The organism is Natronoarchaeum sp. GCM10025703 (assembly GCF_042661985.1).
GTDB lineage: Archaea > Halobacteriota > Halobacteria > Halobacteriales > Natronoarchaeaceae > Natranaeroarchaeum.
Genome location: NZ_JBHSZF010000001.1, coordinates 2362628 through 2388850 on the forward strand (window position 1 = coordinate 2362628; position 26223 = coordinate 2388850).

General features: G+C 63.9%; 26 protein-coding genes and 7 pseudogenes. 11 read left to right on the top strand and 22 right to left on the bottom strand.

Annotated elements, in window-relative coordinates; translation table 11 throughout:
- The first annotated feature begins 98 nt into the window (after window positions 1-98).
- Window positions 99-836, top strand: coding sequence for a GNAT family N-acetyltransferase (locus ACFQH2_RS13175; RefSeq protein WP_377054308.1), 738 nt, complete (start codon window positions 99-101; stop codon window positions 834-836).
- Here ACFQH2_RS13175 and ACFQH2_RS13180 read toward each other — a convergent pair.
- Window positions 782-1804, bottom strand: coding sequence for a DUF7286 family protein (locus ACFQH2_RS13180; RefSeq protein WP_377076820.1), 1023 nt, complete (start codon window positions 1802-1804; stop codon window positions 782-784). The two genes, ACFQH2_RS13175 and ACFQH2_RS13180, sit on opposite strands and share 55 nt — an antisense overlap.
- Window positions 1789-3291: a DUF7286 family protein gene (locus ACFQH2_RS13185; RefSeq protein WP_377076821.1), complete on the bottom strand. Its 1503-nt coding sequence runs from the start codon at window positions 3289-3291 to the stop codon at window positions 1789-1791. The genes ACFQH2_RS13180 and ACFQH2_RS13185 overlap by 16 nt, the downstream gene beginning before the upstream one ends.
- Window positions 3292-3435: 144 nt before the next feature.
- Between ACFQH2_RS13185 and ACFQH2_RS13190 the strand changes: the two genes are divergently transcribed.
- Window positions 3436-3615 carry a hypothetical protein gene (locus ACFQH2_RS13190; protein ID WP_377076822.1) on the top strand — a complete coding sequence of 60 codons (180 nt, stop codon included), beginning with the start codon at window positions 3436-3438 and terminating at the stop codon, window positions 3613-3615.
- Between the two features lie 45 nt (window positions 3616-3660).
- Window positions 3661-3807 carry a hypothetical protein gene (locus ACFQH2_RS13195; protein WP_377076823.1) on the top strand — a complete coding sequence of 49 codons (147 nt, stop codon included), beginning with the start codon at window positions 3661-3663 and terminating at the stop codon, window positions 3805-3807.
- Here the strand turns inward: ACFQH2_RS13195 and ACFQH2_RS13200 are convergent.
- From ACFQH2_RS13200 to ACFQH2_RS13215, 4 genes are read right to left on the bottom strand one after another with little or no spacing between them, the layout of a single operon-like run.
- Complete coding sequence (locus ACFQH2_RS13200) at window positions 3788-4750, bottom strand: DUF7284 family protein (protein ID WP_377076824.1); 963 nt, start codon at window positions 4748-4750, stop codon at window positions 3788-3790. The two genes, ACFQH2_RS13195 and ACFQH2_RS13200, sit on opposite strands and share 20 nt — an antisense overlap.
- Entirely contained in the window at window positions 4747-5205 is a 459-nt protein-coding gene (locus ACFQH2_RS13205; protein ID WP_377054314.1) for a DUF7285 family protein, read from the bottom strand. The genes ACFQH2_RS13200 and ACFQH2_RS13205 overlap by 4 nt, the downstream gene beginning before the upstream one ends.
- Window positions 5183-5692 (bottom strand): DUF7283 family protein, encoded by a 510-nt coding sequence (locus tag ACFQH2_RS13210; protein ID WP_377054316.1) that lies wholly within the window; start codon window positions 5690-5692, stop codon window positions 5183-5185. Before ACFQH2_RS13210 ends, ACFQH2_RS13205 begins: the two co-directional genes overlap by 23 nt.
- A gap of 51 nt (window positions 5693-5743) precedes the next feature.
- Window positions 5744-6208, bottom strand: coding sequence for a DUF7311 family protein (locus ACFQH2_RS13215; protein ID WP_377054318.1), 465 nt, complete (start codon window positions 6206-6208; stop codon window positions 5744-5746).
- A gap of 246 nt (window positions 6209-6454) precedes the next feature.
- On the opposite strand from ACFQH2_RS13215, the gene ACFQH2_RS13220 reads away from it, so the two are divergent.
- Window positions 6455-6865, top strand: coding sequence for a DUF2178 domain-containing protein (locus ACFQH2_RS13220; protein WP_377054320.1), 411 nt, complete (start codon window positions 6455-6457; stop codon window positions 6863-6865).
- Window positions 6862-7068: a helix-turn-helix transcriptional regulator gene (locus ACFQH2_RS13225; RefSeq protein ID WP_377054322.1), complete on the top strand. Its 207-nt coding sequence runs from the start codon at window positions 6862-6864 to the stop codon at window positions 7066-7068. The genes ACFQH2_RS13220 and ACFQH2_RS13225 overlap by 4 nt, the downstream gene beginning before the upstream one ends.
- Before the next feature lie 36 nt (window positions 7069-7104).
- Here the strand turns inward: ACFQH2_RS13225 and ACFQH2_RS13230 are convergent, their stop codons facing one another.
- Entirely contained in the window at window positions 7105-7374 is a 270-nt protein-coding gene (locus ACFQH2_RS13230; RefSeq protein ID WP_377054324.1) for a hypothetical protein, read from the bottom strand.
- 194 nt (window positions 7375-7568) lie between these two features.
- On the opposite strand from ACFQH2_RS13230, the gene ACFQH2_RS13235 reads away from it, so the two are divergent.
- Window positions 7569-8750: a redox-regulated ATPase YchF gene (locus ACFQH2_RS13235; RefSeq protein ID WP_377054326.1), complete on the top strand. Its 1182-nt coding sequence runs from the start codon at window positions 7569-7571 to the stop codon at window positions 8748-8750.
- Window positions 8751-8776: 26 nt separating this feature from the next.
- On the opposite strand, the gene ACFQH2_RS13240 is transcribed toward ACFQH2_RS13235, so the two are convergent.
- From ACFQH2_RS13240 to ACFQH2_RS13265, 6 genes and pseudogenes are all read right to left on the bottom strand, one after another.
- On the bottom strand, window positions 8777-9628 hold the full coding sequence (locus tag ACFQH2_RS13240) for a UbiA family prenyltransferase (RefSeq protein ID WP_377054328.1): 852 nt from the start codon (window positions 9626-9628) through the stop codon (window positions 8777-8779).
- A 55-nt stretch (window positions 9629-9683) separates the two neighbouring features.
- Window positions 9684-9872 carry a hypothetical protein gene (locus ACFQH2_RS13245; RefSeq protein WP_377054330.1) on the bottom strand — a complete coding sequence of 63 codons (189 nt, stop codon included), beginning with the start codon at window positions 9870-9872 and terminating at the stop codon, window positions 9684-9686.
- A gap of 102 nt (window positions 9873-9974) precedes the next feature.
- Window positions 9975-10869, bottom strand: a pseudogene (locus ACFQH2_RS13250) (ArsR family transcriptional regulator).
- Window positions 10870-10971: 102 nt separating this feature from the next.
- A pseudogene (locus ACFQH2_RS13255) lies at window positions 10972-12091 on the bottom strand (pyridoxal phosphate-dependent aminotransferase).
- 107 nt (window positions 12092-12198) lie between these two features.
- Window positions 12199-12435, bottom strand: a complete 237-nt coding sequence (locus ACFQH2_RS13260) for a UPF0058 family protein (RefSeq protein ID WP_377054336.1) — start codon at window positions 12433-12435, stop codon at window positions 12199-12201.
- A gap of 129 nt (window positions 12436-12564) precedes the next feature.
- Window positions 12565-13307, bottom strand: a pseudogene (locus ACFQH2_RS13265) (proteasome assembly chaperone family protein).
- 114 nt (window positions 13308-13421) lie between these two features.
- Between ACFQH2_RS13265 and ACFQH2_RS13270 the strand changes: the two are divergent.
- Together ACFQH2_RS13270 and ACFQH2_RS13275 are read left to right on the top strand one after the other, a co-directional pair.
- Window positions 13422-14354 carry an RsmB/NOP family class I SAM-dependent RNA methyltransferase gene (locus ACFQH2_RS13270; protein WP_377054340.1) on the top strand — a complete coding sequence of 311 codons (933 nt, stop codon included), beginning with the start codon at window positions 13422-13424 and terminating at the stop codon, window positions 14352-14354.
- The gene (locus ACFQH2_RS13275; RefSeq protein WP_377054342.1) at window positions 14351-14866 is read left to right on the top strand and encodes a DUF7122 family protein; all 516 of its coding nucleotides are present in this window, start codon (window positions 14351-14353) and stop codon (window positions 14864-14866) included. The genes ACFQH2_RS13270 and ACFQH2_RS13275 overlap by 4 nt, the downstream gene beginning before the upstream one ends.
- A gap of 15 nt (window positions 14867-14881) precedes the next feature.
- On the opposite strand, the pseudogene ACFQH2_RS13280 reads toward ACFQH2_RS13275, so the two are convergent.
- The 8 genes and pseudogenes from ACFQH2_RS13280 to ACFQH2_RS13315 all read right to left on the bottom strand — a co-directional run bounded on the left by ACFQH2_RS13280 (window position 14882) and on the right by ACFQH2_RS13315 (window position 22434).
- A pseudogene (locus ACFQH2_RS13280) lies at window positions 14882-15986 on the bottom strand (aminotransferase class V-fold PLP-dependent enzyme).
- A gap of 81 nt (window positions 15987-16067) precedes the next feature.
- Window positions 16068-17132, bottom strand: a complete 1065-nt coding sequence (locus ACFQH2_RS13285; RefSeq protein ID WP_377054346.1) for an NAD(P)/FAD-dependent oxidoreductase — start codon at window positions 17130-17132, stop codon at window positions 16068-16070.
- Window positions 17129-17490: pseudogene (gene trxA, locus ACFQH2_RS13290) on the bottom strand (thioredoxin). The gene ACFQH2_RS13285 and the pseudogene trxA overlap by 4 nt, the downstream one beginning before the upstream one ends.
- Window positions 17491-17587: 97 nt before the next feature.
- A pseudogene (locus ACFQH2_RS13295) lies at window positions 17588-18819 on the bottom strand (M20 family metallopeptidase).
- Window positions 18816-19229, bottom strand: coding sequence for a helix-turn-helix domain-containing protein (locus ACFQH2_RS13300; RefSeq protein WP_377054352.1), 414 nt, complete (start codon window positions 19227-19229; stop codon window positions 18816-18818). The pseudogene ACFQH2_RS13295 and the gene ACFQH2_RS13300 overlap by 4 nt, the downstream one beginning before the upstream one ends.
- Window positions 19230-19303: 74 nt before the next feature.
- A pseudogene (locus ACFQH2_RS13305) lies at window positions 19304-21155 on the bottom strand (cation:proton antiporter).
- 100 nt (window positions 21156-21255) lie between these two features.
- The gene (locus ACFQH2_RS13310) at window positions 21256-22281 is read right to left on the bottom strand and encodes a sulfite exporter TauE/SafE family protein (protein WP_377054356.1); all 1026 of its coding nucleotides are present in this window, start codon (window positions 22279-22281) and stop codon (window positions 21256-21258) included.
- Between the two features lie 3 nt (window positions 22282-22284).
- Entirely contained in the window at window positions 22285-22434 is a 150-nt protein-coding gene (locus ACFQH2_RS13315) for a DUF7512 family protein (protein WP_377054358.1), read from the bottom strand.
- A gap of 341 nt (window positions 22435-22775) precedes the next feature.
- On the opposite strand from ACFQH2_RS13315, the gene ACFQH2_RS13320 reads away from it, so the two are divergent.
- The 3 genes from ACFQH2_RS13320 to ACFQH2_RS13330 all read left to right on the top strand — a co-directional run bounded on the left by ACFQH2_RS13320 (window position 22776) and on the right by ACFQH2_RS13330 (window position 24995).
- Window positions 22776-23621, top strand: coding sequence for a universal stress protein (locus ACFQH2_RS13320; RefSeq protein WP_377054360.1), 846 nt, complete (start codon window positions 22776-22778; stop codon window positions 23619-23621).
- Window positions 23622-23726: 105 nt separating this feature from the next.
- Entirely contained in the window at window positions 23727-24539 is an 813-nt protein-coding gene (locus ACFQH2_RS13325; protein ID WP_377076825.1) for an SDR family NAD(P)-dependent oxidoreductase, read from the top strand.
- Between the two features lie 30 nt (window positions 24540-24569).
- The gene (locus ACFQH2_RS13330) at window positions 24570-24995 is read left to right on the top strand and encodes an OsmC family protein (protein ID WP_377054364.1); all 426 of its coding nucleotides are present in this window, start codon (window positions 24570-24572) and stop codon (window positions 24993-24995) included.
- A gap of 139 nt (window positions 24996-25134) precedes the next feature.
- Here ACFQH2_RS13330 and ACFQH2_RS13335 read toward each other — a convergent pair whose 3' ends face one another.
- Entirely contained in the window at window positions 25135-26217 is a 1083-nt protein-coding gene (locus ACFQH2_RS13335; RefSeq protein WP_377054366.1) for an Mrp/NBP35 family ATP-binding protein, read from the bottom strand.
- Between the last annotated feature and the right edge of the window lie 6 nt (window positions 26218-26223).

Below are 26223 nucleotides of genomic sequence, written 5' to 3' on the forward strand. Positions count from 1 at the left end.
ATTCATCATCTCTCGGGAGGATCACGCGAAAAAACTAATAGAACGAGCACTGGCAGTTGGAAAAGTAGTAAATGTCCCCATCTCCTACTTTTTCGGATATGACTTCCTCGAATCCTGTTTCGTTCGACCATCGGGATAGACAGCGTATCTTCGAGTTCGTCGAACGGCAGGGGGCCGTCGACCCCCAGGCCGTGCGGTCGGAGTTGTTTCCGTCCGACAGTCGTGGGTTTCGACATCACGTCTCCGTGCTCAGGCGCGACGGCATACTGACACAGACGGAAGACGGGGACCTGCGGGTAGCCATCGAGGCCGGTGGCGAACAGGAGGTGATGGCCGACGGCGTCGAGTGTGTCATCCGCCCCGCACGGCAAGAGGACCTCTCTGGCATCATCAGCGCGATCAAATCCGTCGCTGCGCCGGGGATCCACATCGTCGCCGAAACCGTCGCTCAGGAACTCGACCGGGACGAGGCGTTGCTCAGACACAACGACGTCGAGTCGCGGATGTTCTTCGTCGCGACGGTCGACGACGAGGTAGTGGGCTGGGTCCATCTCAACTCGGCCGAGATCGCCAAACTCCGACACACGGCAGAGCTAACGCTCGGTGTCCTCGAGGAGTACCGCGATCAGGGGCTCGGCAACCGCCTTCTGGAACGGGGACTTGAGTGGGCCTCGACACACGACTACGAGAAAGTGTATCAGAGCATTCCGGCGAGCAACGAACCGGCTATCGAGTTCCTCGAAGAGAACGGCTGGGAAGTCGAGGCGATTCGGGAGGACCACTACAAGATCGACGACGAGTATGTCGACGAAGTGATGCTCGGTATCGAACCGTAGGAATCACTCGCTATCGTGTGTGGGGTTCCCGTCTCGGTCTCCCGGGCATTCGATGTTTGGCCCATCAGGATCGAACCCGGGCCCGACACTGTCCCACGAGTCGGCGCAGTCGAACCACTGATCAGTGTCCCCGACCCCCGGTGATCCCCGGGGACGACGCCGACGACCAGCGTTCGACTCGAAAACTCGATCGGATCGACGCGTCCGAGGGCGTACTGCTCGCCACCGATATCGACGCTGACCCGTCTGTCCTCGCGAATATAGGTCGTTCCGGATGGGGAGTCCGGAGCGCCGTCCGCCGCGCTCACCTCGAACCGAGCGTATTCCCCTTTCACTTCGACGTCCCAGACGCTAACCGAGGCAAACCAGAGGCCCGGGTACGGAACGACCGGAACCCCCGGGTAGCCGATCGGATTCGCGTACCGGGCGGTCAGCGGCGCGTGGGTCGCACCCTCAGTCTCGAGTGGCGGTGTGCCGGCCGGTCGCACTGCAGCCACGTCCTCGCGCTCGACCGTATCGAGCGAGAGATACGTTGGGGCTCCCCGGACGTCGAACCGGGCGTTCCCTGTCAGCGGAGAGCCATCGAGCGAGCCAGCGTTCTCTTCGATATCGCCGTTCAGCGCGTCCTGTCCGATGCCAAGCGAGGTATCGAGGACGTCGTTGGCTGCCGCGGCGTCCTCGCCGAGGTGGTCTGTGACCTCCTGTTCGACACCGTCGCGAAGCCCCTCGTGGCTGTCACCGACGGCTTCGACGGCGTCGATGACGCTCTCGACGTAGGCCAGGCGCAGTTCCGCTCTGGCCTTCGCCGGGGCGTTCTCGTAGCCGCCCTGCTCGCCATCGACGACGAGCGACGCCCGATTGCGGCGTAGCGCATCGGTATACCGCTTGATTGGGCTGTTGTCGGCGGTGAGTAGCTCATGTCGCTCGACCGAGAGCGGCCCGATCTGTCTCTTTACGTCGGCCCGCACGTCGTAGGCTTCGGCCTCCAGCCACGCTTCAGCGCCGCCTCGTCGTCCGGTTCGACGGGGACGTCGATCCAGCGTTCGTCCTCGTACGCCAGCGTCGAGACGAGTTGCTCAGCCCGAAAGACGGCCTCGGGATCGATTCGTTGTGCCAGCGTCGACGGGAGGTCGTCGGGATCGGTGTGTGCGCCGAAGATGCGCTCGATAGCGCCGTCGTGGATCTCCTCGAAATTCCCGACGCGCTGTCGCTGTGGACTGGGCCGAACCGACCCGCCGGGTCGGAACGCGTGGTCGATCCGCCCGTCGTAGCCTGCACCGTCGAGGGCCGCTCCGTGGCTGTGTCTGCCCTCGATTTTGACCGTCACCTCGAAACGTCTGGTCGAGCGATCGGTGCTCGTAATCGACCCGGTTCGATTGTGATCGTCAGTCATCTCGGTCCGGTTCGTCCCCTCCGTCCCGTTCCAGTCCCAGGTGCGGGTCTGCTCGTACTCGTTGACGAGGGTCACCTCGTACTCGTAGAGCGGGCGGCGCTGGTCCGTCGAGTCCCGCCAAAGTGTCTCCCCCTCGACGCACGTCTCGCTGTTGAGGACAAGCGTCTCGCGGTCGGCGTACGCTTCGGTCCAGTTGCCGAGGTTGTTCGCGACCTGCTTCGGTGGGTCGGCGCTCGGCAGCGCTCCGCTCGTCTCCACGTCGTCCTCGGCCCGGACCGATGCGCTGTACACCGAGTCGACGACACCCGGAATCTCCCCGCTGGCGGTATCGATCAGCGTGTCGAGAGAGTCCGGCGTATCCTCCGAATCGATCGCTTCGCTCCCCTCGAACGCGTCGCCGCTCATCGGATCGTCCTCGTCCCAGCCGACGTCTTCTCCAACCACGTCGTAGTACGCGAGGTCGGCGAACTCGTCGATAGGAATTTCGACCGTGGCGTTGGCAAACTTCGACCCCACGACTTCGTCCTCGGCGACTTCTGTCAGTGTCGGCGCGTCCGGAAGTTCGCCCTCCTGATCGCCGTAGACGTACTCCAGATCACTGCAGAACTGCGCGGCGTCGTAGCCGTCCTCCGAGTTACTCTTCGATGCCATCAGTTCCTCGCCGATATCGGCCCCCATACAGGCCCACGCGCCGCGCATCGTTCGCTCGCCGTGCGGATCGGTCGTCCCGAACGTCGATTTCTGGATCGAGAACGCGGCGTGGTTGGCGAGCACTTCGGTGTGCTCGTTGGGGGTGATGTTCCCGAAGTCGTCGGGCTTCCGGTATTTCTGTGCGATCTTGAGGTAGGCCACGGGATAGAGCCGTGCGGCAAGCCGACGGCCGAACCCGTCGTAGCCGGTCGTCTCGTCGAAGATGCCGGTGTTCAGCCGCGCTTCGTACTCGTCGGTCCGCTCGTGGAGTTCGTGTAGGGTCGAAGCGACGGTGACGGTCAGATCCTGTTTCCGGTGTGAGAGCGTCTCTCCACGGCGCTCGACCTCGAAGGAGACGTCCTCGACGGTCACGCGCAGAGTGCCAGTCTCGACACCGGGCTCTGCCGGCGTCTGCAGGTCGATCCGGCCGAGAGCGCGATCAACGCTTTCGGCTGTCGGATCAACTGCGGGGAGCGACGCCGTCGCGGTCGTCTCACCACCGATCCCCTGGCTGGTGTGCTCCAGGCGCTCTCCCGTCTCCAGATAGATCAGGAGCGCCAGGTAGGCGTCGAGCGGGTCGTCCTCCCGCCCCGCGAGCGCGGCACCGATACTGCTGTTCGGGTCCGCCTCGGTGAGTGGCGACTGTGCGGCGGTCTCGGTCGCATCGACGACGGCCGCCCGGACCGCCGTCTGTGAGGCCGCCGTCGTCCGGTCGAGGGCGGCGGACGGATCGTCGTCGATGTGGGGTTCGGGCCGCGTCTCAGCGTGGCGACGACCCCGACGCTGCTGACGAGCAACAGCACACCGAGCATGGCGAAGGGGACTCGCGCCCGGTCGTCGACGCGGATCGAGTGGGTGGGCTTCGATCTCATGCTCCCCACGTCCTGACGACGATGGTCACTTCACCGCTCGTGAGTAGTTCGTCGGTCGCCTGGGCGATCCGATCTGCGTCGCTGCGACTCGTCTCGACCGAGCTATCGATCTCCCGGTCGAGCGCGTCCGATAGCTCGCCGACGACCTCCTCGGCAAGCGCGGCCGCAATCTCGTCGTTCGCTGCCGTCGCGTCGGCGTCCGTTCGGCTGATCTCGTCGTCGACGTCGTAGCGCTCGATGCCGTCGAGCGCCGTGACAGCCCGCCGATAGCGATACTCGATTAGCTGGCGCTCGACACCCTGCCGTTCGAGGGTGAGTTGTGTCTCCTCCGGCGGGAAGTACCCCTCCACGACCGCGCTTGCGACAACCTGTGCGAGCGTCTCGTACTCCTGGGCGTAGGCCTCACGTAGCTCGGTTTCGTCGGGCTGGTCGACCCCCGATGGGACGGTTATCGTGGCGCTGCTGACGTCGGCCTCGGCCGGAGGCTCCGGTCCGGCCGTGGCTTCGCCACGGATCGACGAGCCCTCGTAGGGCTGCCAGACTGCGGTCACGTGGACGGTGCCATCGACCGTCGCCGACGTCTCCGAGAGGACCCCATCGAGACCGGCTTCGTAGTCTTCACCGGCGCGGGTGAGTCGATAGCCGTCGATTTCGGCGTTCGCGACGGCGGCCGACGCCAGCAGTCCCGCCACTGGCCCGTGGTCGGTCCGCTCGTACGCGGCGCTCGTACCGATCGGATCGGCGTCGAACTCGTCGTGCGCCGTCACCGGCCGGACCGAGTACTCGACGGAGGTGGTCGTCGCTCCGAGCAGTTCGGCCGTCTGCTCTGCACGTTCCGGCCCGGGGTCGGCCTCGTCGGTCTCCGCGACGACGGCAATCGTCAGCACCGCCGCGCTGACCAGCGCCAGACAGAGCGTAACGTCGATAACGGTGCTGATGGCGCGCCGATCAGGGCTCACTGCCAGACCTCCACTCGTAGCCGGCCGATCTTGACGTCGCCGGGGAGTTCCTCGCTGACGACCGGGATCGGTCGACTCGCGGTGCGGGCGTCATCCGGCGGAGCGCCCGGATCACCATCACCGTGAGCATCGACTCGGGTACTCTCGACGACCTGTTGCTCCCCGAGTGGGCTCTCAACAGAGACAGCGATGCGGACGTGATAGCCCTCGGGAACTGCTCTGCGGGGGAGCGCCCGAAGCGAGTCCTCACCAGGTGTGTAGAGGCCGTCCTTACTGAGTTCGGTCCAGACGGCATCGAGTGCCGTCTCCTCGACGCTCCGGTCGCTGGTGCCGGAAAGTGTGTCGCCGGCGTAGCCCGCGTACAGACTCATGGCGAGACAGACGGCCGCGACGGCGACGAGCGCGGCGACTGGCTCCGTCTGACCGCGTTTCTCAGGCCGCAACGAGCGTGACACGCCTCTCACCTCCGGGTGCGGGATAGTCGAACGCTCGCACGCGGAGGGTGCCATCGGCGGGTCGCCACGCTGGATTCCCGGCCCGGCTCCGGCCGGCTTCGACGTCCGCGTGAAAGGCCGCCCAGGCCTCTTTCTCTGTGTTGTGATCGTAGAGCGTTCGCGGGTCGTCACCGTCCAGGACGGCCCGCAACTGCTCGTCCTCGGCGACCGGAACCATCCGACCGTATGCGATCCGTGCAGTGCTCTCGCAGTCGTCGGCCCGGAGCCAAAGTCGTCGTTCGCCGATCCGCGCTTCGGTCGCGTCGTGAGCGTATCTACCCGTCGCTTCGTGGGGGGTGCTGGCCGTCTCCTCGATGGTGTTTGCCGCCGCGGTGGCGTCCGGCGGCGGCGTCGACGGCAGACCCAGCGCCAGGCCGGCGAGCGCGACGCTCACGACGCCGACGCCGAGCCAGACGTACCAGCCATCGACCGGTGTCTCGGTATCCATGGCCCGCGCTGGCCGCGGGATAGTACTTAAACCGTCGGGGGAGATTGTGGCTCATCGGCGGGAAAGCACGACGAGCGGTTCGCCAGTGCCGCGCTCGCGGGTGAGCGACAGGACGACTATTCGCTCGCCACTGCCCCGCAGTTCGAGACTGTCGCCGGAGGGGTTCGCGGCGTCGACGATCGGGGCATCGACGTGGACTGTCGTCGTATGGCGACCGTCGACCGCGTAGCGGATCACTGACCGGTTCGCGGTTACGCGATGGATCTCGAACCGGTCGACCGGTCGGCTGGTAAACGACTCGCGCGGAAGCGTCAGCGTCAGGCTTCGCTTCGCGCCGTCGACGCCGGCCGGCGGTGGCTCTTCGTCGTCGACGAGCGAGGTTGCGGCGGTCTCGATATCGCCGGCAGCACGGTCGAGTGTCCCTTCGGTCCTGGTAGCCGCTCCGCGGTCGATGGCGGGCAGTGCAATGGCGAGCAATGAGGTCGTCAGCAGAACGGCGAGTACGACGCGGATCACGGCGACGATGGGCGCGCTATGTCTCTTGAACCTGTGGAGACCCACGGGTCGGGAAATCCGTCGATGCGGATGGGTTCTGGCCGGATCCGGTCTTGTCTGCTCTGTATCTTTGACTACGACTTCCGATTTCGCGGGTTCTGCTCTCTCATCGATCGGTGGATTTATGTCTCAGGTGTAAACAAGACTTTACTGTAAAGCGTACTTTACGGAAAGGCTGCTTTACGAACCAGAGAGGTGCCACGACTCATGACACAGACTCAGACCGGTCTCGCCCAGAACAGATCCCCGAAAACGTACAAGCGACTGATGCTTGCCCTCGGCGTGTTTGCAGGCGTCTCCCTCGGCGTTGGCTCTGCTCTCCAGCGACCGTTTATTGCGGTCGGGCTCTACGTCGTCGGAATGACTGCTGCAGTGTCGATTCCGTACACGACGGACCACCTGCTGTTCGACGAACGCGACGATACCATCCACCGGCGCGCAAGCGGGTTCACGATGGCCGCGTTCGGCTGGCTCTCCGCACTCGTCTTCCCCTCGTTGGTCGTCCTTTCGGCGACTGACCACTTCGCATGGGGACCCGCCTCCGTAACGGTCGCCTGGACGACAGCCATCGTCTACATGACCTACGGGGTCGCTCTCGGCTACTACCGGGACAGATGAACTGTGATATTCGGGAACGGCGCAACGAGCGCGGGGAGAGTCAGGCCGACCTGGCTGCCGCACTCGACGTCTCCCGACAGACGATCAACGCCATCGAGCGGGATCGGTACGATCCGTCGCTCGAACTCGCGTTCAAACTCGCGGAGCATTTCGACTGTTCGATCGAAGACCTGTTCGATCCTGCCCTGGATGAGGATTCGTAGCCGGATGGCCAGCGTCGACGGAGACGGACAGTTCCGCTATGGCCGCAACGGAAGGTCGGCTCGTCCGTTCGAGCGCATGACCTCCCTGTTGCGGTCGGGCCACTCCAGCAACCGATCACGAAGCAACTCCCCCTCGTCCGTCTTCGGATCGTAGCCCCCGATCCTGGCGGTGAGCGTCAGGACGATCCAGCCGCCGTACCCGAGAACGACCGTCACGGCAGTCAGGACGACCACCGAGACGACGACTCTCACGAGACGCGTTCTGAACGGCACGTCGGAGCTCCTCGACGCCGCTTCTGTTGTCATATATCCAACTACTCCGCCGGGTACGTAAAATGCGGTGTGTCGACCGGAGATGCGGGGCCGAGAGCCCAGAGAACGTTCTGCTCTCGCACGGATGCGACTCGGCCCGCTCAGCGGACTAATCGGTCGCAGTTCACGGATCGTTCGGAACCCTCGAACCGAAAGGCAGTTTTCGGAGACCCGAGAAAGCACGTACAATGATCTCTATCGCGCTTGCCGGGAAACCGAACGCCGGCAAGTCCACGTTTTATACCGCGGCGACGCGGGCGGACGTCGATGTCGCCAACTACCCGTTTACGACGATTGATGCAAACCGGGGTGTCACCCACGCCCGGACCGAGTGTCCGTGTCTGACCCGCGACGAGCGCTGTGGGAACGACAACTGTCACGACGGCAAGCGCTACGTTCCGATCGAGTTGCTCGACGTGGCAGGCCTCGTCCCCGGTGCCCACGAGGGGAAAGGGTTGGGCAATCAGTTCCTCGACGAACTCACGAACGCCGATGCCATCGTCAACGTCGTCGACGCGTCCGGTGGGACCAACGCGGAAGGTGAACCCGTCGAGACCGGCAGTCACGATCCGATCGAGGATATCGACTTCATCGAGGAGGAGATGGATCTCTGGCTGGCGGGCATCGTCGACCGCAACTGGGAGTCCATCGAACGCAAATCCCGCTCGCCGGGGTTCGATATCGACGAGGCGCTGGCCGACATGCTGACCGGATTCGGTGCGACTGAGGCCGAGGTCGCGGCAAGCCTGCGCGAGGTCGAATACCCCGAGAACCCGGCGGACTGGACCGACGAGCACCGCGAAGCCCTCGCACGAGACGTCCGCAAGCGAACCAAGCCGATCATCGTCGCGGCGAACAAGATCGATATCGCGCCCGAGGAGAACGTCGAGAAGCTACTCGACCTCGACAAGCCGGTGATCCCCACGACGGCGGAGGGCGAACTCGCCCTGCGCAACGCCGCCGACGCGGGCCTCGTCGACTACGACCCCGGCGACGCCGAGTTCGAGATCGGCGAGAGCGTCAGCGAGCAACAACGCGAGGCGCTCGACGGCCTCCGCGGCGCGATGGACCGCTGGGACGGCACCGGAATCCAGGGTGCGCTCGACTACGCGGTCTACGACCTGCTCGACCGGATCACGGCCTATCCCGTGCAGGACGCCAGCAAGTGGACCGACGCGAAGGGGAACGTGCTCCCGGACGCCTTCTTGCTCCGGCGTGGCTCGACACCGGTCGATCTGGCCTACGCCGTCCACTCCGATATCGGCGACGGCTACCTCCACGCCGTCAACGCGAAGACCAGCCGCGAGATCAGCGAGAACTACGAACTGGAGGAGGGCGACGTCATCAAAATCGTCAGCACGGCGTCCTGACCGGCCGGGCGTCTCCCCAATCTCTGTCAGACCAGCGGCTGCCACCACACCGCCGCGACGAGGACGGCGAGAAAGACGTAACTGCCCCTGACGAGCAACATCGTGGCGATTTCGGGGTCGCCGCGCCGGGCGAATCCGGCGACGACGCCGAAGGCGAGGGCGGCCAGCACGGAACTCGGCGGAAACGGGCCGAGCGCGGCCAGCGCAAGCACCAGGAGGAGCGCGACCAGCATCAGCCCGTAGGCGAGCGACATCGCGCGGTCGGGGCCGAGCGACACCGCAACCGTACGTTTCTCGATCGACAGGTCGTACTCGTAGTCCTGCATGTCGTCGATCACCTTGACGCCCGAGAGGAGGACGAGAAAGACGGCGGCGAAGGCGAGCGTGACGGGAGCAACGGTCGTGGCCTGCACGTAGAACCCGCCAAGCAGGGCGAACGCGATTCCGGCGGGATAGCCGGTCGTCGTGGTGAACGGATTGGTATCTAGCTGGGGTGCGTGGTGGTAGCCGATCAGCCAGCACGGCAGGGTCACCAGCGCGGCGGCGGCGTCGACGAGCAGGGCCAGCGCGATTGTGCAGGCGAAAAAGAGGATCGTCGCTCCGGCGAGTGCGGCACGACAGCCACCGACAGTGAGGGGGTGGTCGTCGTCCTCGCCGCGGATGTGGAAGTCCACGTAGCCGTCCTTGACGTGAGCGGTGTAGACGGCGGCAAAGACCGCGACAGCGTGGATCCCCGCAAGGGACGGGTCGAACGACCCGGCGAGGACGCCGCCAAAGAGCGCGGCGGCAATCGGTGGGAGCATGAATACGGGGTGTACCTGGGAGAGCAGGGCGCGTACGGATGCGTCGTGTCCCGCCCCGTGGCGTGCGAGCGACATACACCACGGTATGGACGGTACTTACATATAGTCAGGGTCCGGCGCGACACCGGTTTCAGCCCAACTGTGTCGCGAGACGACGGGCAAGCAGTGTCGTGAGCGCGCCGGCGAAGACTGCGAACGACAGTACTGGATATGACAATGCGATTATCAGCGCGAACACGCCAGCGGTCAACAGAGCGGCGACGAACGGATCTGCAGACGGGGACTGACGTGCGGTGTGAAGCGATGGTGTTTGGCTCATACACGTATTGCTACGGCCTGTACCGCCATAAGTATAATCTGAAATACATTTCTGTAACCGCGTTTACTTAAATCGATTTCAGGAACGAGCGGGGTCGGCAGGCTATGCAGAAATATCCGGGCGCTCGGTATCGATGATTTCGAGGTCCTCGTCGAGTACGACGGTCATCGTGTCGTCGTCGACGATCAGATCGACCGCCACGCGCGGGGGTCGTGCGATCGGACGGTGACGGGGTCGTCGCTGACACACCACTCCAGTCGCCAGTACGGAGTCGCGGCGAGGTCGATTCCGTGCTCGTCGTAGAAGGCGACGACTGGGGACTGATCGAGCAGTCCCAGTCCGAGGGCCGAACACAGCGAGTGCTGGCAGTAGTCACAGACGTGCTCGACCCGGACCGACGCGCTCAGACAGCAATCGCCCTCGCGTTCGATAGTCGTCTGCATTCGACCGTTGCACTCGGGACAGACGCCGTCTTTGGCCAGACAGTGAAGATGGCGGACACGCTGGTCGAACGCTCGCAAGACCTCCTCGTCGGTGCGGTCGATCAGTCCGCCCGGCGGAAAGGAGTACTTGCCGTGTTCGTGTTCACACTCGGGACACCGGATGCGCAGTTGCTCGTCGGCGTAGACTGCCCTGAGTTCCGCTCCACACTGCGTGCACGGATCCACGGTGTCGATGGTCGTCTGCGGGTGTCCGGTGAACGACCCTGCCAGGACCGCCTGGATGACTTTCTCCCCGAGTGGCGGAGTTCGTAGCCGTCGTCGGCGTGGCGAACGAAGTGGTCAGTAAGCTTCTTGAGGTGGTAGTTGAACTGTGCGCTATCGTCGACGCCGACCGCGCCGTAGAGATCCGAGAACGCAACGGGTCCACCGTCTTCCGCCCACATTGCGCGGAGGATATCGATGCGGAGTTCGTTCCCGAGCAGGGCAAAGGCGTCGGACGGATCGATTGCTTCTGGAAGTCCACCGAACTCTCGGTCGGCTATGGCCTCGCTCATACGGCCTTGTTCGTCCGCATACGGTATAATTAGTAGGATCAATCGATTTTTGTAAATACGATTAGAAGTTGGCGGCGTCGGCAAAGAGAGCCGACCGTCTGGTTACTCGACTCGCGCGGTCACGTCCCGAATGATCTCCAGCGCCTCTTTTAGCTCTTCCATGCTCGTCGCATAGGAGAGGCGGGCGTAGCCGTCGCCGTGGACGCCGAACGCATCGCCCGGTACGGCGACGACGCCGCTATCGATCAGTTCGTCGACCCAACCATCGGGCACTTTCGGCATGACGTAGAACGCGCCGCTGGGCTTGGGAACCGCAAGCCCGGCATCGTCAAGCCCGTCAAGCACGACGTCACGGCGCTCCTCGAACGCCGCGACCATCTCCTCGACTGGCTCCCGCGGGCCGTTCAGTGCGGCTTCGGCGGCGTACTGGGCCGGGGCGCTCGCACACGCCTGCATATACTGGTGGACGCGGAGCATCCGTTCGACGCGGCGGTTGGATCCCGTGACCCAGCCGAGTCGCCAGCCAGTCATCGAGTAGGTCTTCGAGCATGCGCCGACGACGACGACGTTGTCGCTCTCCGCGTATTCGATCGGCGAGTGGTGCTCCCCTCGAAGACGATATGCTCGTACACCTCGTCGGAGATACAGAGTACGTCGTGTTCGTCGGCGATCCGGGCGAACTCGCGGATGTCGGCCTCGTCCTGTACTGCGCCAGTCGGGTTCGCGGGGCTGTTGATGACGAAGGCGGCAGTCTCCTCGGTGATGGCCTCCTCGACCGTCGCCGGGTCGAGTGTGAGGTCCTCGCGCAGTGGGACGGGCTTGGGCACGCCGTCGGCCAGTCGCGTCAGGGCATCGTAGGAGACGAAGCCCGGATCGGGGAAGATCACTTCCTCCCCGGATCGACGTGGGCTTCCACCGCGAGATGGAGCGCCTCGCTGCCACCGGCGGTGGCGATGACGTTGCCCGGTTCGACGGTGATCCCGTGATCACGGTCGTACGCGGTGCTGATAGCCTCGCGGAGGCTCTCGGTTCCTTTGTTCGAGGTGTAACCGTCAGCTTTGCCCGATTGGATCGCGTCGACGGCGGCCGACCGGGCGTGCTCCGGCGTCGGGAAGTCCGGCTGGCCGAGACCGAGGTTGATGGCGTCCTCGCCCGCGGCCTCGAACACTTCGCGGATCCCGCTAATCGATATTCCTTCGACCCGTGCTGCGAACTCAGTCATACAAATGTGGGGGCCGATCCGGGTTAACTGTTGATGTTCAGAGTCCGCAACGAGAACGTATCGCGAGCCACGGGAGGATGTCGATATTCTGTGACGAAGCGACGAGGTTACTGTATCGACGCTTCCTCCCGCGGCGGATCCGATTGTATCGATCGATCGATACCTTCGACTAGCAAGCTGATTGCCTGTTTGTGTTCTTCCTTTGATTGATGAATGTGAAACGGGCCTGTCTGTTGTGCATCGTAGGCAGCGAACGCACCAGCAGGTAGCCTCTCCTCGCGTTCTAGATATCCTCGTACCTCAACCAGCAACGCGTGGAGGTGAATTAGCTCTTGGCTTCGCACAACATCAGCTACAATCCCCTCACAAATATACTATTTTACAATATATGATATGTGTTAGATCGCGTTGCATGATGCACCATGTCACCCGGTAAGTATGTGATGGAGATTTTATAATTTATCGCGAGTCACTCACTGGAACATCTTGATCCGCTGGGCCTGTGAGCTCTCCTGTGTGTCGGCCTCTTGCATCCGCTGGGCGAGTTGTTCTTTCTGCTCACGGATCGAGTCCGCCTGCTCGACGAGTCCCTCGACTTCGACATCGATCCCTGCCAGTGGCTCGATTCCGCGCGTGATCAGAATCCGCGCCGCCTCGGGGTCGGGGAACTGCGGATCGCTCTCGACGACCAGCACGGTGGAGGCGAGGCCGGTCTGTGCCGCCCGATTGAGCAGGCCGCCTGCGGGTCCGGCGACTGCACCGTTCTCGTCCGGGAGGTCGATCCCGTGATCGTCCAACCTATCGGCCGCCGCCTCGCCGGTCGCGACGCCGAACAGGCCGGGTGGCTCGTCGTCCTTTTCGGCCGGGAAGCCGCTCAGATAGAGCGGATCGACGTCCTCGGATTCGATCAAGCCCGTGAGACACGTCGCAAACTCCGAAGTCGCATCGGCCGGTATCGGGACGTCGCTCCGGAGCGCCAGCAGGTCGCGCTCCTCGTCCACATACAGGCGAACCGGCGGCCGCACTGTACGGTCTCCTCCTCGTAGACGCCGATCGGTGCGATCCCTTCGCAGTGGATGCTCGCGTAGTAGGACATATCGAACTCCTCGATCAGGTGATCGGTCGCAATCTTCCCGACGAGGCCGATACCCGGCATCCCCTCGACGAGCGTCGGCGCGTCCAGTTCGATTTCCTCGTGCCGTTGGATGTGTCCCATGTGTTGTGTGTTCATGCGCCAAGATAGTAAATCCGGCCCCAGTCGGAGACTCCGGTTCCGTGGCGGGGCGGCACTCCGAAACCGACAAACGCTCCCCGGGCGAAAGCGGCGGTAATGAAACCGCTGGAGCGATATCGGCCGCTGATCGACGACTTCGAGGCGTTTATCGACGCCTGCGAGCGCCCGTTGCCGTCGGCAGTTCGGGTCAACACGATCAAGACGACGCCCGAACAGGTGATGGCCGCGTTCGACGAGGCAGGGATCGGCTACGAACGGGCCGACTGGGCGGAGGGTATCTTCCGCCTGGAGACTACCTCGCCGGGAACCACGTGGCCCTCGGTCCACGGCTGGATCCACGGCCAGGAGGAGGTATCGTCCCTGCCCGCGATGGTACTCGACCCGCAACCCGGCGAGCGCGTCTGGGACGCCGCCGCCGCACCGGGAAGCAAGGCGACGCAACTCTCGGCACTGATGGAGGACCGCGGACTCGTCGTGGCGAACGACAACAACCTGGGTCGGCTTTCGGCGCTCCGATTCAACGCCGAACGACTCGGGGTGACGAACATGGCCGTAACGAATCAGGACGCCAGAAACTTCTCGCTGAAGCCCTTCGGCGAGGGGAGCGAGGACGACCGGCGCGTCGACGCGTTCGACCGCGCGCTCGTCGACGCACCCTGCTCCTGTGAGGGAACGATCCGGAAGAACCCGGATACCTTCGACGAGTGGTCGCTGGGCCACGTCAAAAGCGTCGCCGGCATCCAGCAGGGGATCCTCCGGCGCGCGATTCAGGCGACGACCCCCGGCGGGCGGGTCGTCTACTCGACCTGTACGTTCGCGCCCGAGGAGAACGAGCGCGTCCTCGATCAGGTCCTCGACAAGGAGGACTGTCGGATCGTCGAGCAGGACATCCCGCTGGAGTACGCCCCCGGTGTCACCGAGTTCGAGGGCGAGCAGTTCGATCCGGACGTCGCGAAGGCCGCCCGGATCTACCCGCATCACAACGACACTGGCGGGTTCTTCTGTGCGACGCTGGAGGTGGGCCGATGAGCGAGAACGTCGGCGACCGCTTCGACCGACTCCCGGCGACGGCAGACGAACGGGAGGTCAAGGGACGGGCCACCCGCGAGGAGGTCATCGACTGGTGGCAGACTCGCTTTGACCTTCCAGCCGGGACCTTCGAGGCGTACACCTTCTGGGAGAAAGGGGCCGGAAAGATCTGGATCTTTGCCGACGACATTCCGTCGCCCACCCGCATCGAAGGGCTCGGGATGACGTTTCTACGGACCCGACAGGAACACTGGAAACCGACGACAGACGCCGCACAGCGGTTCGGACGCGCGGCGACCAAGAACGTCATCGAACTCTCGGAGGAGGCGGCACACGCGTTTCTCACCGGCGAGGATCAGGAACTCGACTGGGACGGTGACTGGGGATATCTGATCGCGGCCCACCAGGTCGCGGACGAACGCGAACCGCTCGGTGTGGGCCTGTACGTCCACGACGAGTTCCGCTCGATGATGCCGAAAGGCCGGCAGCGCGAACTCCAGAACAGTCGGTGAATGCGAGGAGTCGGTTTATAATAGTTCGAGCAGTCGGTCGATCTCATCGCGCGTGTTGAACGCGTGGACGGACACCCGAATTGCCTCGGGATAGGGCAGGTCACGAACGCGGATGTCCTTTTCTGCCAGACGCTCGACGTCGTGTTCGGGGTCGTCTGTGGCGACCGTCACGAAGCCGGATTCGAACGCTCGGGGGCTCAGTAAGCGCTCGTCCGGCAGTCCCGTTTTGAGGCGGTCGGTGAGCGTCTCGATGCGTGACTCGATGGCGTCGACCCCTAACTCGTTGTGGAGCGCAATCGCCTCTTCGAGTCCGGCGTACAGCGCGGGACTCGTGGTCCCGACCTCGAAGCGCCCTGCGCCCGTGTGGTATTCGTAATCGTGAGCCGTTGCCTCGGTAACGCTCCGGTAGCCGATCGCTGAGGGGAGCATGTCGCGTTCCGCGCCGGAGCGGACGTAGAGAAAGCCGGCCCCGAAAGGACCGAGCAACCACTTGTGTGCGGCACCGACGACGAAGTCCGCACCCCACCCCTCGACGTCGACCACGGTCTGGCCCGGCGACTGGACGGCGTCGACCAGCACTGCCGCACCGGCGTCGTGAGCGATGTCGACTATCTCTCCGACCGGCAGGCGGGTGCCGTGAGTCCACGTAATCGAACTGAGAACGAACAGCGTCGCGTCTTCTGCGGCGGTTTTGACCGCCTCGATATCCAGTCGGCCGGCCTCGGTTTCGAGCACTCTGACGTCGACACCGTGCCTGCGTTCGAGTTTCCGCCACGGCAGGATGCCCGACGGATGTTCGAGATCGGTCCGGACGACGACGTCGTCTTCGTCCCAGTCGAGCGCGCCCGCGACGCGGTTGATCCCGTCGGTCGTGCTCTGGGTGAGCGCTATCTCTTCGGGGGTCGCGCCAAGCAGGTCGGCGACGGCCGACTTCGTCGACTCGTGTCGCTCGCCCATCGGGCCGTACATCCCCTTCGAGACCGGCGTCTCGTACTCGTGGGATTCCAGTGCCGACTCGACGGCATCGACGACGCGGCGTGGGCTGGGCCCCCGCGCCAGTGTTGAAGTAGATGCCGCGTTCGAGAGCGGGGATGTCCGCCCGGAGTGTGTCGTAGTCCATGGTCCGATAATTCGGGGCCGCCGTCTAATGGTTACCGCTCGGATCTCTCCGACCGTCCGAATCCGTATCGAGCGGGCCGGTCTAATCGTCCGCCTGCACTTCGACTGGCTGGGGGTCGGCCTCTGCGACGGCTTCGCTCTCGAGCCATGTTTCGGCGTCCAGCGCGGCCATACTTCCGGTCCCTGCCGCCGTGATCGCCTGCCGGTACTCGGGGTCCATCACGTCGCCCGCGCCGAAGACGCCCTCGACGCCGGTGTCGGTAGTCATCCCGCCCGTCGTCTCGACGTAGCCGTCCGCATCGAGGTCGACCGGCGTATCCGCGAGGAAGTCGGTGTTCGGGACGTGACCGACGCCGTAGAAGATGCCGCCGACGTCTACGCGCTCGGCCTGGACGTCCCCGAGCGCGTGCAGGGGTTCCCCAGCGGCGGCGCGTTCGCGGACGCCGTCGCCGAGTTTCTCCGTGGGGTGACCGTCGGGGTGGCTCACGAGCGTCGCCGCCGTGACACCATCGTCCTGCGAGCCATGGATCGCCAGTAGTTCGGCGTTCCAGCGGAACTCGATCTTCTCGTTCTCACGGGCGCGCTGGGCCATGATGTCGGAGGCACGTAGCTCCCCGCGCCGGTGGACGACGGTGACGGTGTCGGCGAACTTCGCGAGGAAGAGCGCCTCCTCCATCGCGCTGTCGCCCCCACCGATCACGAGCACGTCGTCGCCCCGGTGGAAGGCACCGTCACAGGTCGCACACGTCGAGAGGCCGTAGCCCATCAGTTCGTCCTCGTTTTCGGCACCGACCCAGCGGGCGCTCGCACCGGTCGCGACGACCAGCGAGCGCGTTCGGAGCACGTCGCCGTTCGAGAGTCCCAGTTCGATCGGTCGGTCCTCGACACTGGCGGTCTCGACGGTGCCGTGCTCGAACTCCGCGCCGAAGCGCTCGGCCTGCTCTTTGCCGTTCTGGATCAGTTCCATCCCGCCGACGCCCTCGGGGAAGCCGAGATAGTTCTCGACGTCAGTCGTGAGCGTCAGTTGGCCGCCCGGCTCTGGCCCTTCCAGGACGAGCGGATCGAGGTCGGCACGAGCGGTGTACACCGCCGCCGAGAGTCCGGCGACACCTGAGCCGACGATAACGACGTCCTGAACCTCGCTCATTCGTCGGTGTAGCCTTCGACCAGATCGAAGAGTCGTTCTTCGGGGATCATTCCGACCTGCTGGTCGACCTGCTCACCGTCTGCGAACAGCACCGACGTCGGAACGCCGCGGACGCCGTAGGCGCTGGCAGCTGCTGCCGGGCGTCGACGTCTACCTTCGCGACCGTCGCGTCGGATTCTGCAGCGAGTTTCTTGATCGACGGCTCCATCATCTGACAGGGGCCACACCAGTCCGCGTAGAAGTCGACGAGAACGACGTCCTGCTCCGCAACGAGCTCGTCGAGGTGGCTCGTTCCCTCGATCTGAACCGGCTCACTCGGTGACGCAGTATCCGTTTCACTTCGTGTGTCTGTTGTCATCAACAATATGTACGGGTCACCGGGACATAAGTGTTTTGCAAATCTTGTACAATACTATAAGCGCCGGCGTGTGAAAAGATACCAGTGTACAGGCGACTCACTCGGTAGAGGCGTACGCCGCGGGCAGACGGCGATACGTCTCGGCCATCGTGGAGAGCGCCTCGACTGTCGTGTACTCGTCACAGCCGTGGACGGAGTCGGTTCCGACGCCGAACTCGACGGTCGGGATGCCAGCCTCACGGAACTGTTTCGCGTCGCCGCCGCCCGTCGCGCTCCGCCGATAGACCCGCCTGCCGAGCACTGTTTCGGCGACGTCTCCGACTGCCCCGACCAGCGGGGTGTCGGGTGCCTCGTAGCTTCCGACGCTCCAGGAGACGTCCGCAATCTGTACTCCCTCGTGGTCGCCGATCCAGTCCCGAATCTCGTCGAGGACGGTGGACGTCTCGACGCCCGCGGTAAGCCGTACGTCTAACTGTGCGCTCGCCGCACGCGGCACGCTGTTGACGTTCTCCCCGCCATCGATCGTCCCGAGATTCACGGTCGGATGCTCGAACAGGCGCTGCGCGGTCTGTCGCCCCATCGATTCAGCGTAATACTCGATCGATTCGGCGACGATCGGTTCGACGCCGGACGGGAGATCGAACTCGCGCTCCGAGAGTCCCCTCGAACCGACTCGATCGCACCCCAGAGTCGGTCGATAGCGTTCTCGCCGAGCATCGGGCGAGAGCCGTGGGCCGCTTCGCCGACCGCTTCGAGCGTGAGCCAGATGCTCCCGCGGTCGGCCACCGTGATCGACGGGACGCCGCCCGTAGCTGTCGGTTCGCCGATCACGCAGGCGTCCGCGTCTAGCCGATCGGCGTCGAGAAGAGCGGTTACGCCCGCGTCGCCTGCGACTTCCTCGTCACTGACGAACGCGAACGAAAGCGTCACCGGTGGCGGCGTCTCGGCGGTAGCATAGTGGCGTGCGACGGCGATCATCGCTCCGACGGATCCCTTCATATCGGTCGTCCCGCGGCCGTAAAGCCGGTCGTCCACACGTTCGCCGTGGGGGTCGAACGACCAGCCGTCCGGATCGTACGGCACCGTGTCGAGATGACCGCTGTACAGAAGCGTCGTCTCGCTCTGACCGGGTATCGTTGCGAGAAGGTTCGGTTTCCGGTCGTCGACTGCGAACCGCTCGGTCCGAATGCCGGCATCGGTGAACTCAGTCTCGATCCACTCGACGATGTCACGAGTGTTTCCCGGCGGATTGGTGGTGTCGTGGGCGACGAGTTCGAGCGTCGTCGCTACGAGTTCTGTTCGTGGGACCGATTCGGACGTGCCGGTCACGACGTGCTTTCGCTCGTCACAACCGGCTCATCGGCGGCGTGTTCGTACTTGTCCTCGAACTCCTGGATGAGCTGGCCCATCTTCGCGTACCAGTCGTTGAGCATCCGTTGCATGTTGTCAGCGATCTTCTCGGGATCGGTGGGGTAGTAGACGTGGTAGTAGCCACCGTCGTCGTAGTTTACTTGCTCTTTCTGGATGAAACCGCTCTTGAGTAGCCGCTGGATCGAGCGGTACGCCGTCGAGCGCTCGCGGTCGACGCGCTCGCCGATCTCGTCGATCGTCAGCGGTTCCTCGCTCTCTACTAGCTCTCTGTAACAGTCCTTGTCGAGCTGCTTGAGCCCGTGAATGCACTCTAGCAGGCCCTCACACGCCATATCCTGCTGAAGCTGTTCCGCCATCGAGTTAGGCATATCAGTAGGATGGGACCGGACGGACATAAGGTTTTGTGAATATTGTACAATCCCAATGAGCGACCCTGAACCGCTCAGTCGTGGGGGTGGAACCGCTTGACTGCACGGTCGACCGCATCCGTCTGACCGAGGAACGTGATCAGATCACCCTTGGCGAGTTCGTGATCGCCCGTCGGAACCTCCGTCTTTCCGTTCGCGTGGGTCAGGAGGCCGACGATACAGCCCTCCGGGATCTGCGCGTTGAGTTCCGCGATGGTCTTCCCGACCAGATCCTGGGCCGTGACCTCGATCTCCTGAACGTCGCCGGTCCGGCCGAGTTCGTTCATCCAGCCCGACAACGACGGTCGTTCGAGCACGTTTTCGAGCGACCAGGCCGTCGCCATCGAGAGGTCGATTGCCCGGACGCCGAGCGACTCGAAGGCGTCGACGTTGTCCGGCTGGTTGACCCTCGAGGCGACTTTTTCGACGTCAAACGTCGTCTTCGCAAGCTGACACGCGAGGAGGTTGACGTCGTCGTCGGGCGTCGTCGCGACGACCGTCTTCGCGCGGTTGGCGTCCGCTTTCCGGAGGACCGCCGAATCGGTGCCGTCGCCCTCGATAGTCCGGAAGCCTCTCTCGCGTGATCGCTCGGCAGCGTCGGGATCGTTGTCGATAACCAGTACGTTCTCTCCGTCCTGTTCGAGTCGTTCTGCGAGGGACAGGCCGACCCGTCCCGCGCCGATGATGATGGTGCGCATTGGTGATACGTCGAGGTAGTCCGCGATCTGTCGTGCTGGCCCGGCCTGCAGGATCACCGTCGCGAAGATGATCAGGAAGACTGTACCTGCCAGCAACTGGGCCGCCTCTCCCTGGCCGAGTACTTCAGTTCGAGGGCAAACAGCGTCGCAACGCTTGCCGGGATGATGCCACGCGGCCCGACCGCGCTCAGGAACATTCGCTCGTTGCGCGTGAACCGCTCGTTCGTCGTCGATAGGTAGATCACCGCGGGCCGCAACACCACCGTGATCGCCACGACGATGGCGATGCCCGCCACCCCAGCGCGAGTATGTCGCCGAAGTCGATCAGGGCGGCCAGTGCCACGAACACGAACGAGAGTACGACGACCGAGAGATCGTCGAGGAAGTCGATGACCTCCTCGTGGTGGGGGAGATCGACGTTGCCGAGGATGAACCCCGCCATCGCCGCAGCGGCGATTCCGGTCTCCTTGGCGACGACCTCGGCAGCGCCGTACGAGACGATGATTCCGGCGAGTACGATCAGCCTGGCGTGCAACGCGGCCGTATCCGGGCCGATATCACTCCGGGTGAGCAACACCCAGATCGCGCCTGCAACGAGCGCGCCACTCGTAAAGCCGACCAGGAGGCGTAGCCCGAAGTCGTAAAGGAAGAAGGACAGGCTACCGTCGCCAAGTACGAGCACCTCGAAGACGACGACAGCCAGGATTGCGGCCGTGACGTCGTTGATAACACCCTCCCCTTCGAGGAGCGCACCGACGTGGCCACGAACGGTGACGACGTTGAGAATCGGGCCGATCACCGTGGGGCCGGTGGCGATCAGCAGGGCACCGACGAGCAGGCCGACCTCGATGCTGGTGTCGAGAAACACGATGACGGCCGCGGCAGTGCCGAACCACGTGATCGCCGCACCGATAGTAATCAATCGCAACAGCGCATCCGGCGCTTCCCGGATTTTGTCCAGATGTAGATGATACCCTCCCTCAAAGAGGATAATCCCGACGCTAACACCGACCATCGTGGTGAGGCCGCCGCCGAACGTCTCGCGTGAGACGATCCCGAGGAATTCGGGGCCGATCAGGACGCCAGCCACGATCAGAAACAGGACACTTGGAAGTCGAAAGTGGTCTCCAAGCACACGGGACGCAACCCCAAGAGCGAGGACGAGAGCGACCACTGGGACGAGACTCATCGTCGTTCACCCGAGCAAACGGCTATCGACAGTCGCAGCGCGTCCGGGTTTCGAGGGAGCGGAGCCCACATCGCTAATGTGTCTGGGTAATCCAAGCCTATCAATCGTTCCCTCCCGGCGAGGCTGTTGCTGTTCGGCCGTTCTCCCTGATCGCCTGTGCACCGTAGTAGAAGATCACGACGGTGACAAACGCCGAGGAGCCGAGGAGCAGAACGAAACTCACGGTATCGAGGATCGGTATCGAGAGCCAGGAGGCGAGTTCGCCAAAGGCGACCGCGACGCTCGCCAGCAACAGCATGATGCCGAAGTAGATAGTCACGTCGCTCTCGTCGACGTAGGCGGTCGACGCCGATCCGATCCGAGCACCGAGGGCACTCCCCGCCAGTAGCGCCGTGACGACACCGAGGTTAACGACGCCGTCTAGTCCGTACGAGAAGGCACCGACGGCGCCCGACATCAGCGCACCGAAGAGGCTCGTCCCAACGGCCGCCGCCAGCGGGACGCCGATGAGGTAGTAGATTGCGGGCATCCGAATAAAGCCGCCGCCGACCCCGAGAAAGCCGGAGACGACGCCGACACCACCGCCAACGCCGGTGATCGTCCACATGGACGCTTTAGAGCCGTCAGTGAGTGTCACCATCGGCGGGATGTTGTAGGACTTGATCGTCTTGGCTATCTCGGGTATATCGTCGGGATCGGACTCCGCTTCGTCGTCGCCGTCGTCGTCCTGCTGGAGTGCACTCCGCACGAACAGCACGCCGATCGCGGCCAGCAACAGGATGTAGACGCTGCCCACGACCAGTTCCGCCTGTCCGAGCGCGTCCAGTGCCAGCACACCGTACTTGCCGATCTCGATCCCGACGGCGATACCCACGAACATCAGCGCTCCGAGTTTGTAGTCGACAGAGCCGACGTCGTGGTGTTTCATCGTCGCGATGACAGCCGTCCCGAAGACGAACGCCATCGAGCTACCGATCGCTACCGGCGCCGGATAGCCGAGGATCAGTAGTGCCGGCGTGACCAGAAACGAGCCGCCCATCCCGAAGAAACCGAAGAAGACCCCGACCATGAAGCCGAAGCCGACAAACAGGACCAGCAACTCGAGTCCGAGTCCGAGTACCTCCATAGGTTAGATTTGCTCTATAGTTTCGATTATCGCGGGAGCGAGTACGTCTTCGAGCGCTCCGTAGCCAGCATAGAACGCAACTGCCTCTGCCAGTACTACCCCGATGAGTATCGCCGCCTGCACGTATTCGGGAAGTGTGATCACGTCGATCATATCGTCCACCCCTGTGTTTCGCGTGTTCGGGTCATTCTCTTCAATACCCTCTACTCGGAGGGAGTGTATAACGCTTGTGGGATATCCATACAATATTACAGCCAGCTATCCGACGCCTAACCAACGCATATATTTTGATAACGTATGCAAATATACAGCATAGCCCACCAGCACACTGGAGCCTGTCAGTCGAAACCGCGCGCCATAGGCGCGAACCAACACCCGTGTGTCCTGTTACCACGGGCCGATTACCACACCCACGGGTCTCATTCGGCATCCCACAGGAACCACAATAATGGTTAAACCAAACAATATTATACCCGCCATCCGTATGACTGGGTATGAAAGCGGTACTTGCGACGGACCTCTCTGCGGCGAGCGAGGCGACGATCGAGAGCGAGACCTGTCTGAACTGTCTCGGCCGGATCGGCGTCGAGGAGATGCATCTCGTAACTGTCATCCCGGCGAACGTCCACGCGGGGATGCCCGGGATCGACTTTGAGAAACGGCGAAAGCGGGGCCTTGACCGCTATCGGAGCGTGATCGAGTCGGCCGGGTTCGACGTCGAAACCCACGTCGTGCGCGGGACGCCACACCGGCGGATCAACGGCGTCGCCGAGACCGTCGGCGCGGGCCTGACCATCGTCGGGTCGCGGGGGAAAAGCCCGCTCGAAAACCGCGTGATCGGCTCGACGGCCCGGAACCTCGCCCGCACGACCGTCGTCCCGCTGGTCGTCAACCGGATCGAACGCGCCGCGGACGACCCCGAAGTGCTCCGCGAACACCTCTTCCAGCGCATGCTGTTCGCGACGGACTTCTCCGCCAACGCCGAGCGCGCCTTCGAGTCGTTCTCGTACCTTCGCCACGCTACTCAGGAGGCGACGCTCGTCCACGTCGGGACGCCGAAAGACCCCGGACTCAGCGAGGGCGAGGATCCGGAAGCCGAACTCGCGGCGCTCGCCGAGCGCCTTGAAGACTGGGGAATCGAAACCCGAACCGACCTCAGACAGGGCGACCCCGCCGACGAGATTCTCGCCGCCGAAGACGAGTATCGGCCGACGACGACGCTGCTTGGTTCGCGTGGCCATAGCCGCTTGCGCCGACTCCTGCTCGGGAGCGTCTCCGAGGACATCGTCGCTCGTGCGGACGGAAACGTGATGCTCGTTCCGCCGGACCGCACCGCCTGATCGGGACGTTTTTTCCGGAGTACAGCCGTAACGAGCGGTTTCTCCGTCCGGACCGACGACCCGCCCCAGGCGGTTATACTGGGACCCGTCGTAGCTCCGAACACAATGCTCGATTTCGATACCCAGGTAGCGATCGTAACGGGAGCAGGACGGGGAATCGGTGAAGCGACTGCTATGTTGCTCGCCGAGCAGGGCGCGAGCGTCGTAGTCACGGACGTCATCGACGAGCGCGAGACGGTCGGCGAGGCAATCGAGGAGAACGGAGGCACTGCGCTCGTGCGCGAACTGGACGTTACAGACTACGAGCAGGCAGAGGCTGTCGTTGAGGACACCCTCGACGAGTTCGGCCGGGTCGACGTGCTCGTTAACAACGCGGGGATCTTCCCGACGGCCGGGCTCGACGAGATGACGCCCGCAGACTGGCAGCAGGTGATCGATATCAACCTCACGGGGACGTTCAACTGTACGAAAGCAGTCTTGCCGGTGATGCGCGATCAGGAGTACGGCCGGATCGTCAACGTCTCGTCGGCGGCCGGCGGCCGCGTTGGCTGGTCCGGCGACCTCTCACACTATGCCGCCAGCAAAGGGGGTGTCGTGGGCTTTACCAGAAGCGCTGCGATCGATCTGGGCCCGGACGGGATCACGATGAACGCCATCGTGCCCGGCATGATCGATACCGGTGCCGCAGAGCGCGTCTCGGCCGACGAGGAGATCGAAGCCGCCGTGAACATGACGCCGGTCGGCCGACAGGGCGACCCGGAAGAACTGGCGAGTGCGATCACCTACCTCGCGTCGGAGCCGGCGGCGTTCATTACGGGCGCATCGCTGGTCGTCGACGGGGATCACCCTGGTCTGAGCGGTCGAACGGGACCAGCCCATCGGCCGTTGTCAGAATTGTGTAATTCGGACAAGACTTAAGCCACAGACGGTTGAACAACCAGTAGATCGATGACAGACTCAAACGAGCTATCCACGTACAAACTGACCGGCACACGAATGAGCCCAAAGCGGATCGAAGTAGACACCGGCGACGCCGAGTTCGTCGTCGGGAAGGACGTCAACCCCGTCGAGTACTTCCTCGGTTCGATCATCGGCTGTCTGAACTCGACCGGGACGATGGTCGCCCGGGACATGGATATCGACATCGAGGAGATGACCGTCGAACTCGAAGGCGGCGTCGACTACTCAACCTATCGCGGCGAGGAATCCGACGCCCGCCCCGGCCTGCAAGATCTCGACGTCACGGTCTCTGTCGTCTCGGATGCCGATCAGGCGACGCTCGACGAGTGGATGGCCGCGATCGAGGAGCGCTGTCCCATCACCGACAACGTCGTCAACGAGACGCCGATAGACGTCGCCGTCGAATCAGCCTGATCGGGGGCTCGAAACCGCTGTGGCTCCTCTTCTCGCCGTCTACCAGCGCCGACGATACCGAACCGACGACTGTGTCCCGCGGGGAGAACGACCAGAGGCAGCGCCGCGAGCGCATCGTCACTGCCCGCCGTCTGCAGGCTCAGTCACCGGCCCCAGTAGCCGACTGCTGTCGGTGATGGCGGCGCAAGACACCGACTTTGTTGGCCACGGTTGCTGCCAGATCCCGAAACGCCGCCGCAGTCTCGCCGGTGTCCTGACGAACGATCGGTTCACCGGTATCTGAACCGGCCCGGATCGCCGGATCGAGCGGGAGCGAGCCGAGATATGGGACGTCGACCGCGTCGGCGAGTTCCCGACCGCCGTCGTCGCCGAAGATGTCGTGGGTGTCTCCGCAGTTCGGACAGGCGAATCCGCTCATGTTCTCGACCACGCCCAACACGTTGGCCTCGTACTCGGCGAACATCTCGACGCCGCGACGGGTATCGTCGACAGCAACCGACTGGGGCGTCGTAACGACGACCGTTCCCGTGATGGGGAGATGCTGGAGCACGGTCAGTTGTACGTCGCCCGTCCCCGGCGGAAGGTCGACGACGAGATAGTCGAGCGATCCCCACGAGACGTCGGTAAAGAGGTCGGTAAGCGTGTTCTGGGCGACCGGACCGCGCCAGACCACCGGATCGTCGTCGTCGATCATCAGGCCGACGCTCATCAGTTCGAGTCCGTGGGCAGTCGGCGGTTCGATCCGGTCTTCACCGTCGACGGTCGTCGCCGTGGGATCCGTGTCGACGCCGAGCATCCGCGGGACGTTCGGCCCGTACACGTCCGCATCGAACAGTCCGACGTTCGCACCGCGGTCGGACAGTCCGGCCGCGATGTTGACCGCGACGGTACTCTTGCCGACGCCGCCCTTTCCGGATGCGACGGCGATCACGTTTCTGACGCCCGGCAAGACCGACGACTCCGCCTCGTCGAAGAGGGGGACGTTGGCCGAGAGCGCTGCGTCGAGCCCTGCCTCGTCGACGACCGCTCGAATGCTGTCCGCGATGGCGGACTCGTCCGGCGCGTGCGGTGCGCCGAGTGCCAGTTCGATGGACGCGGTTTCGTCCTCGATGGAGAGGTTTCTGAGGAGTCCAGCGCTGACGATGTCTGTGTCGAGCGCCGGATCTTCGACGGTTCGGAGGCGATCACGCAGGTCGGCTTCGGAGATATCAGTGGATGTCATTGAACT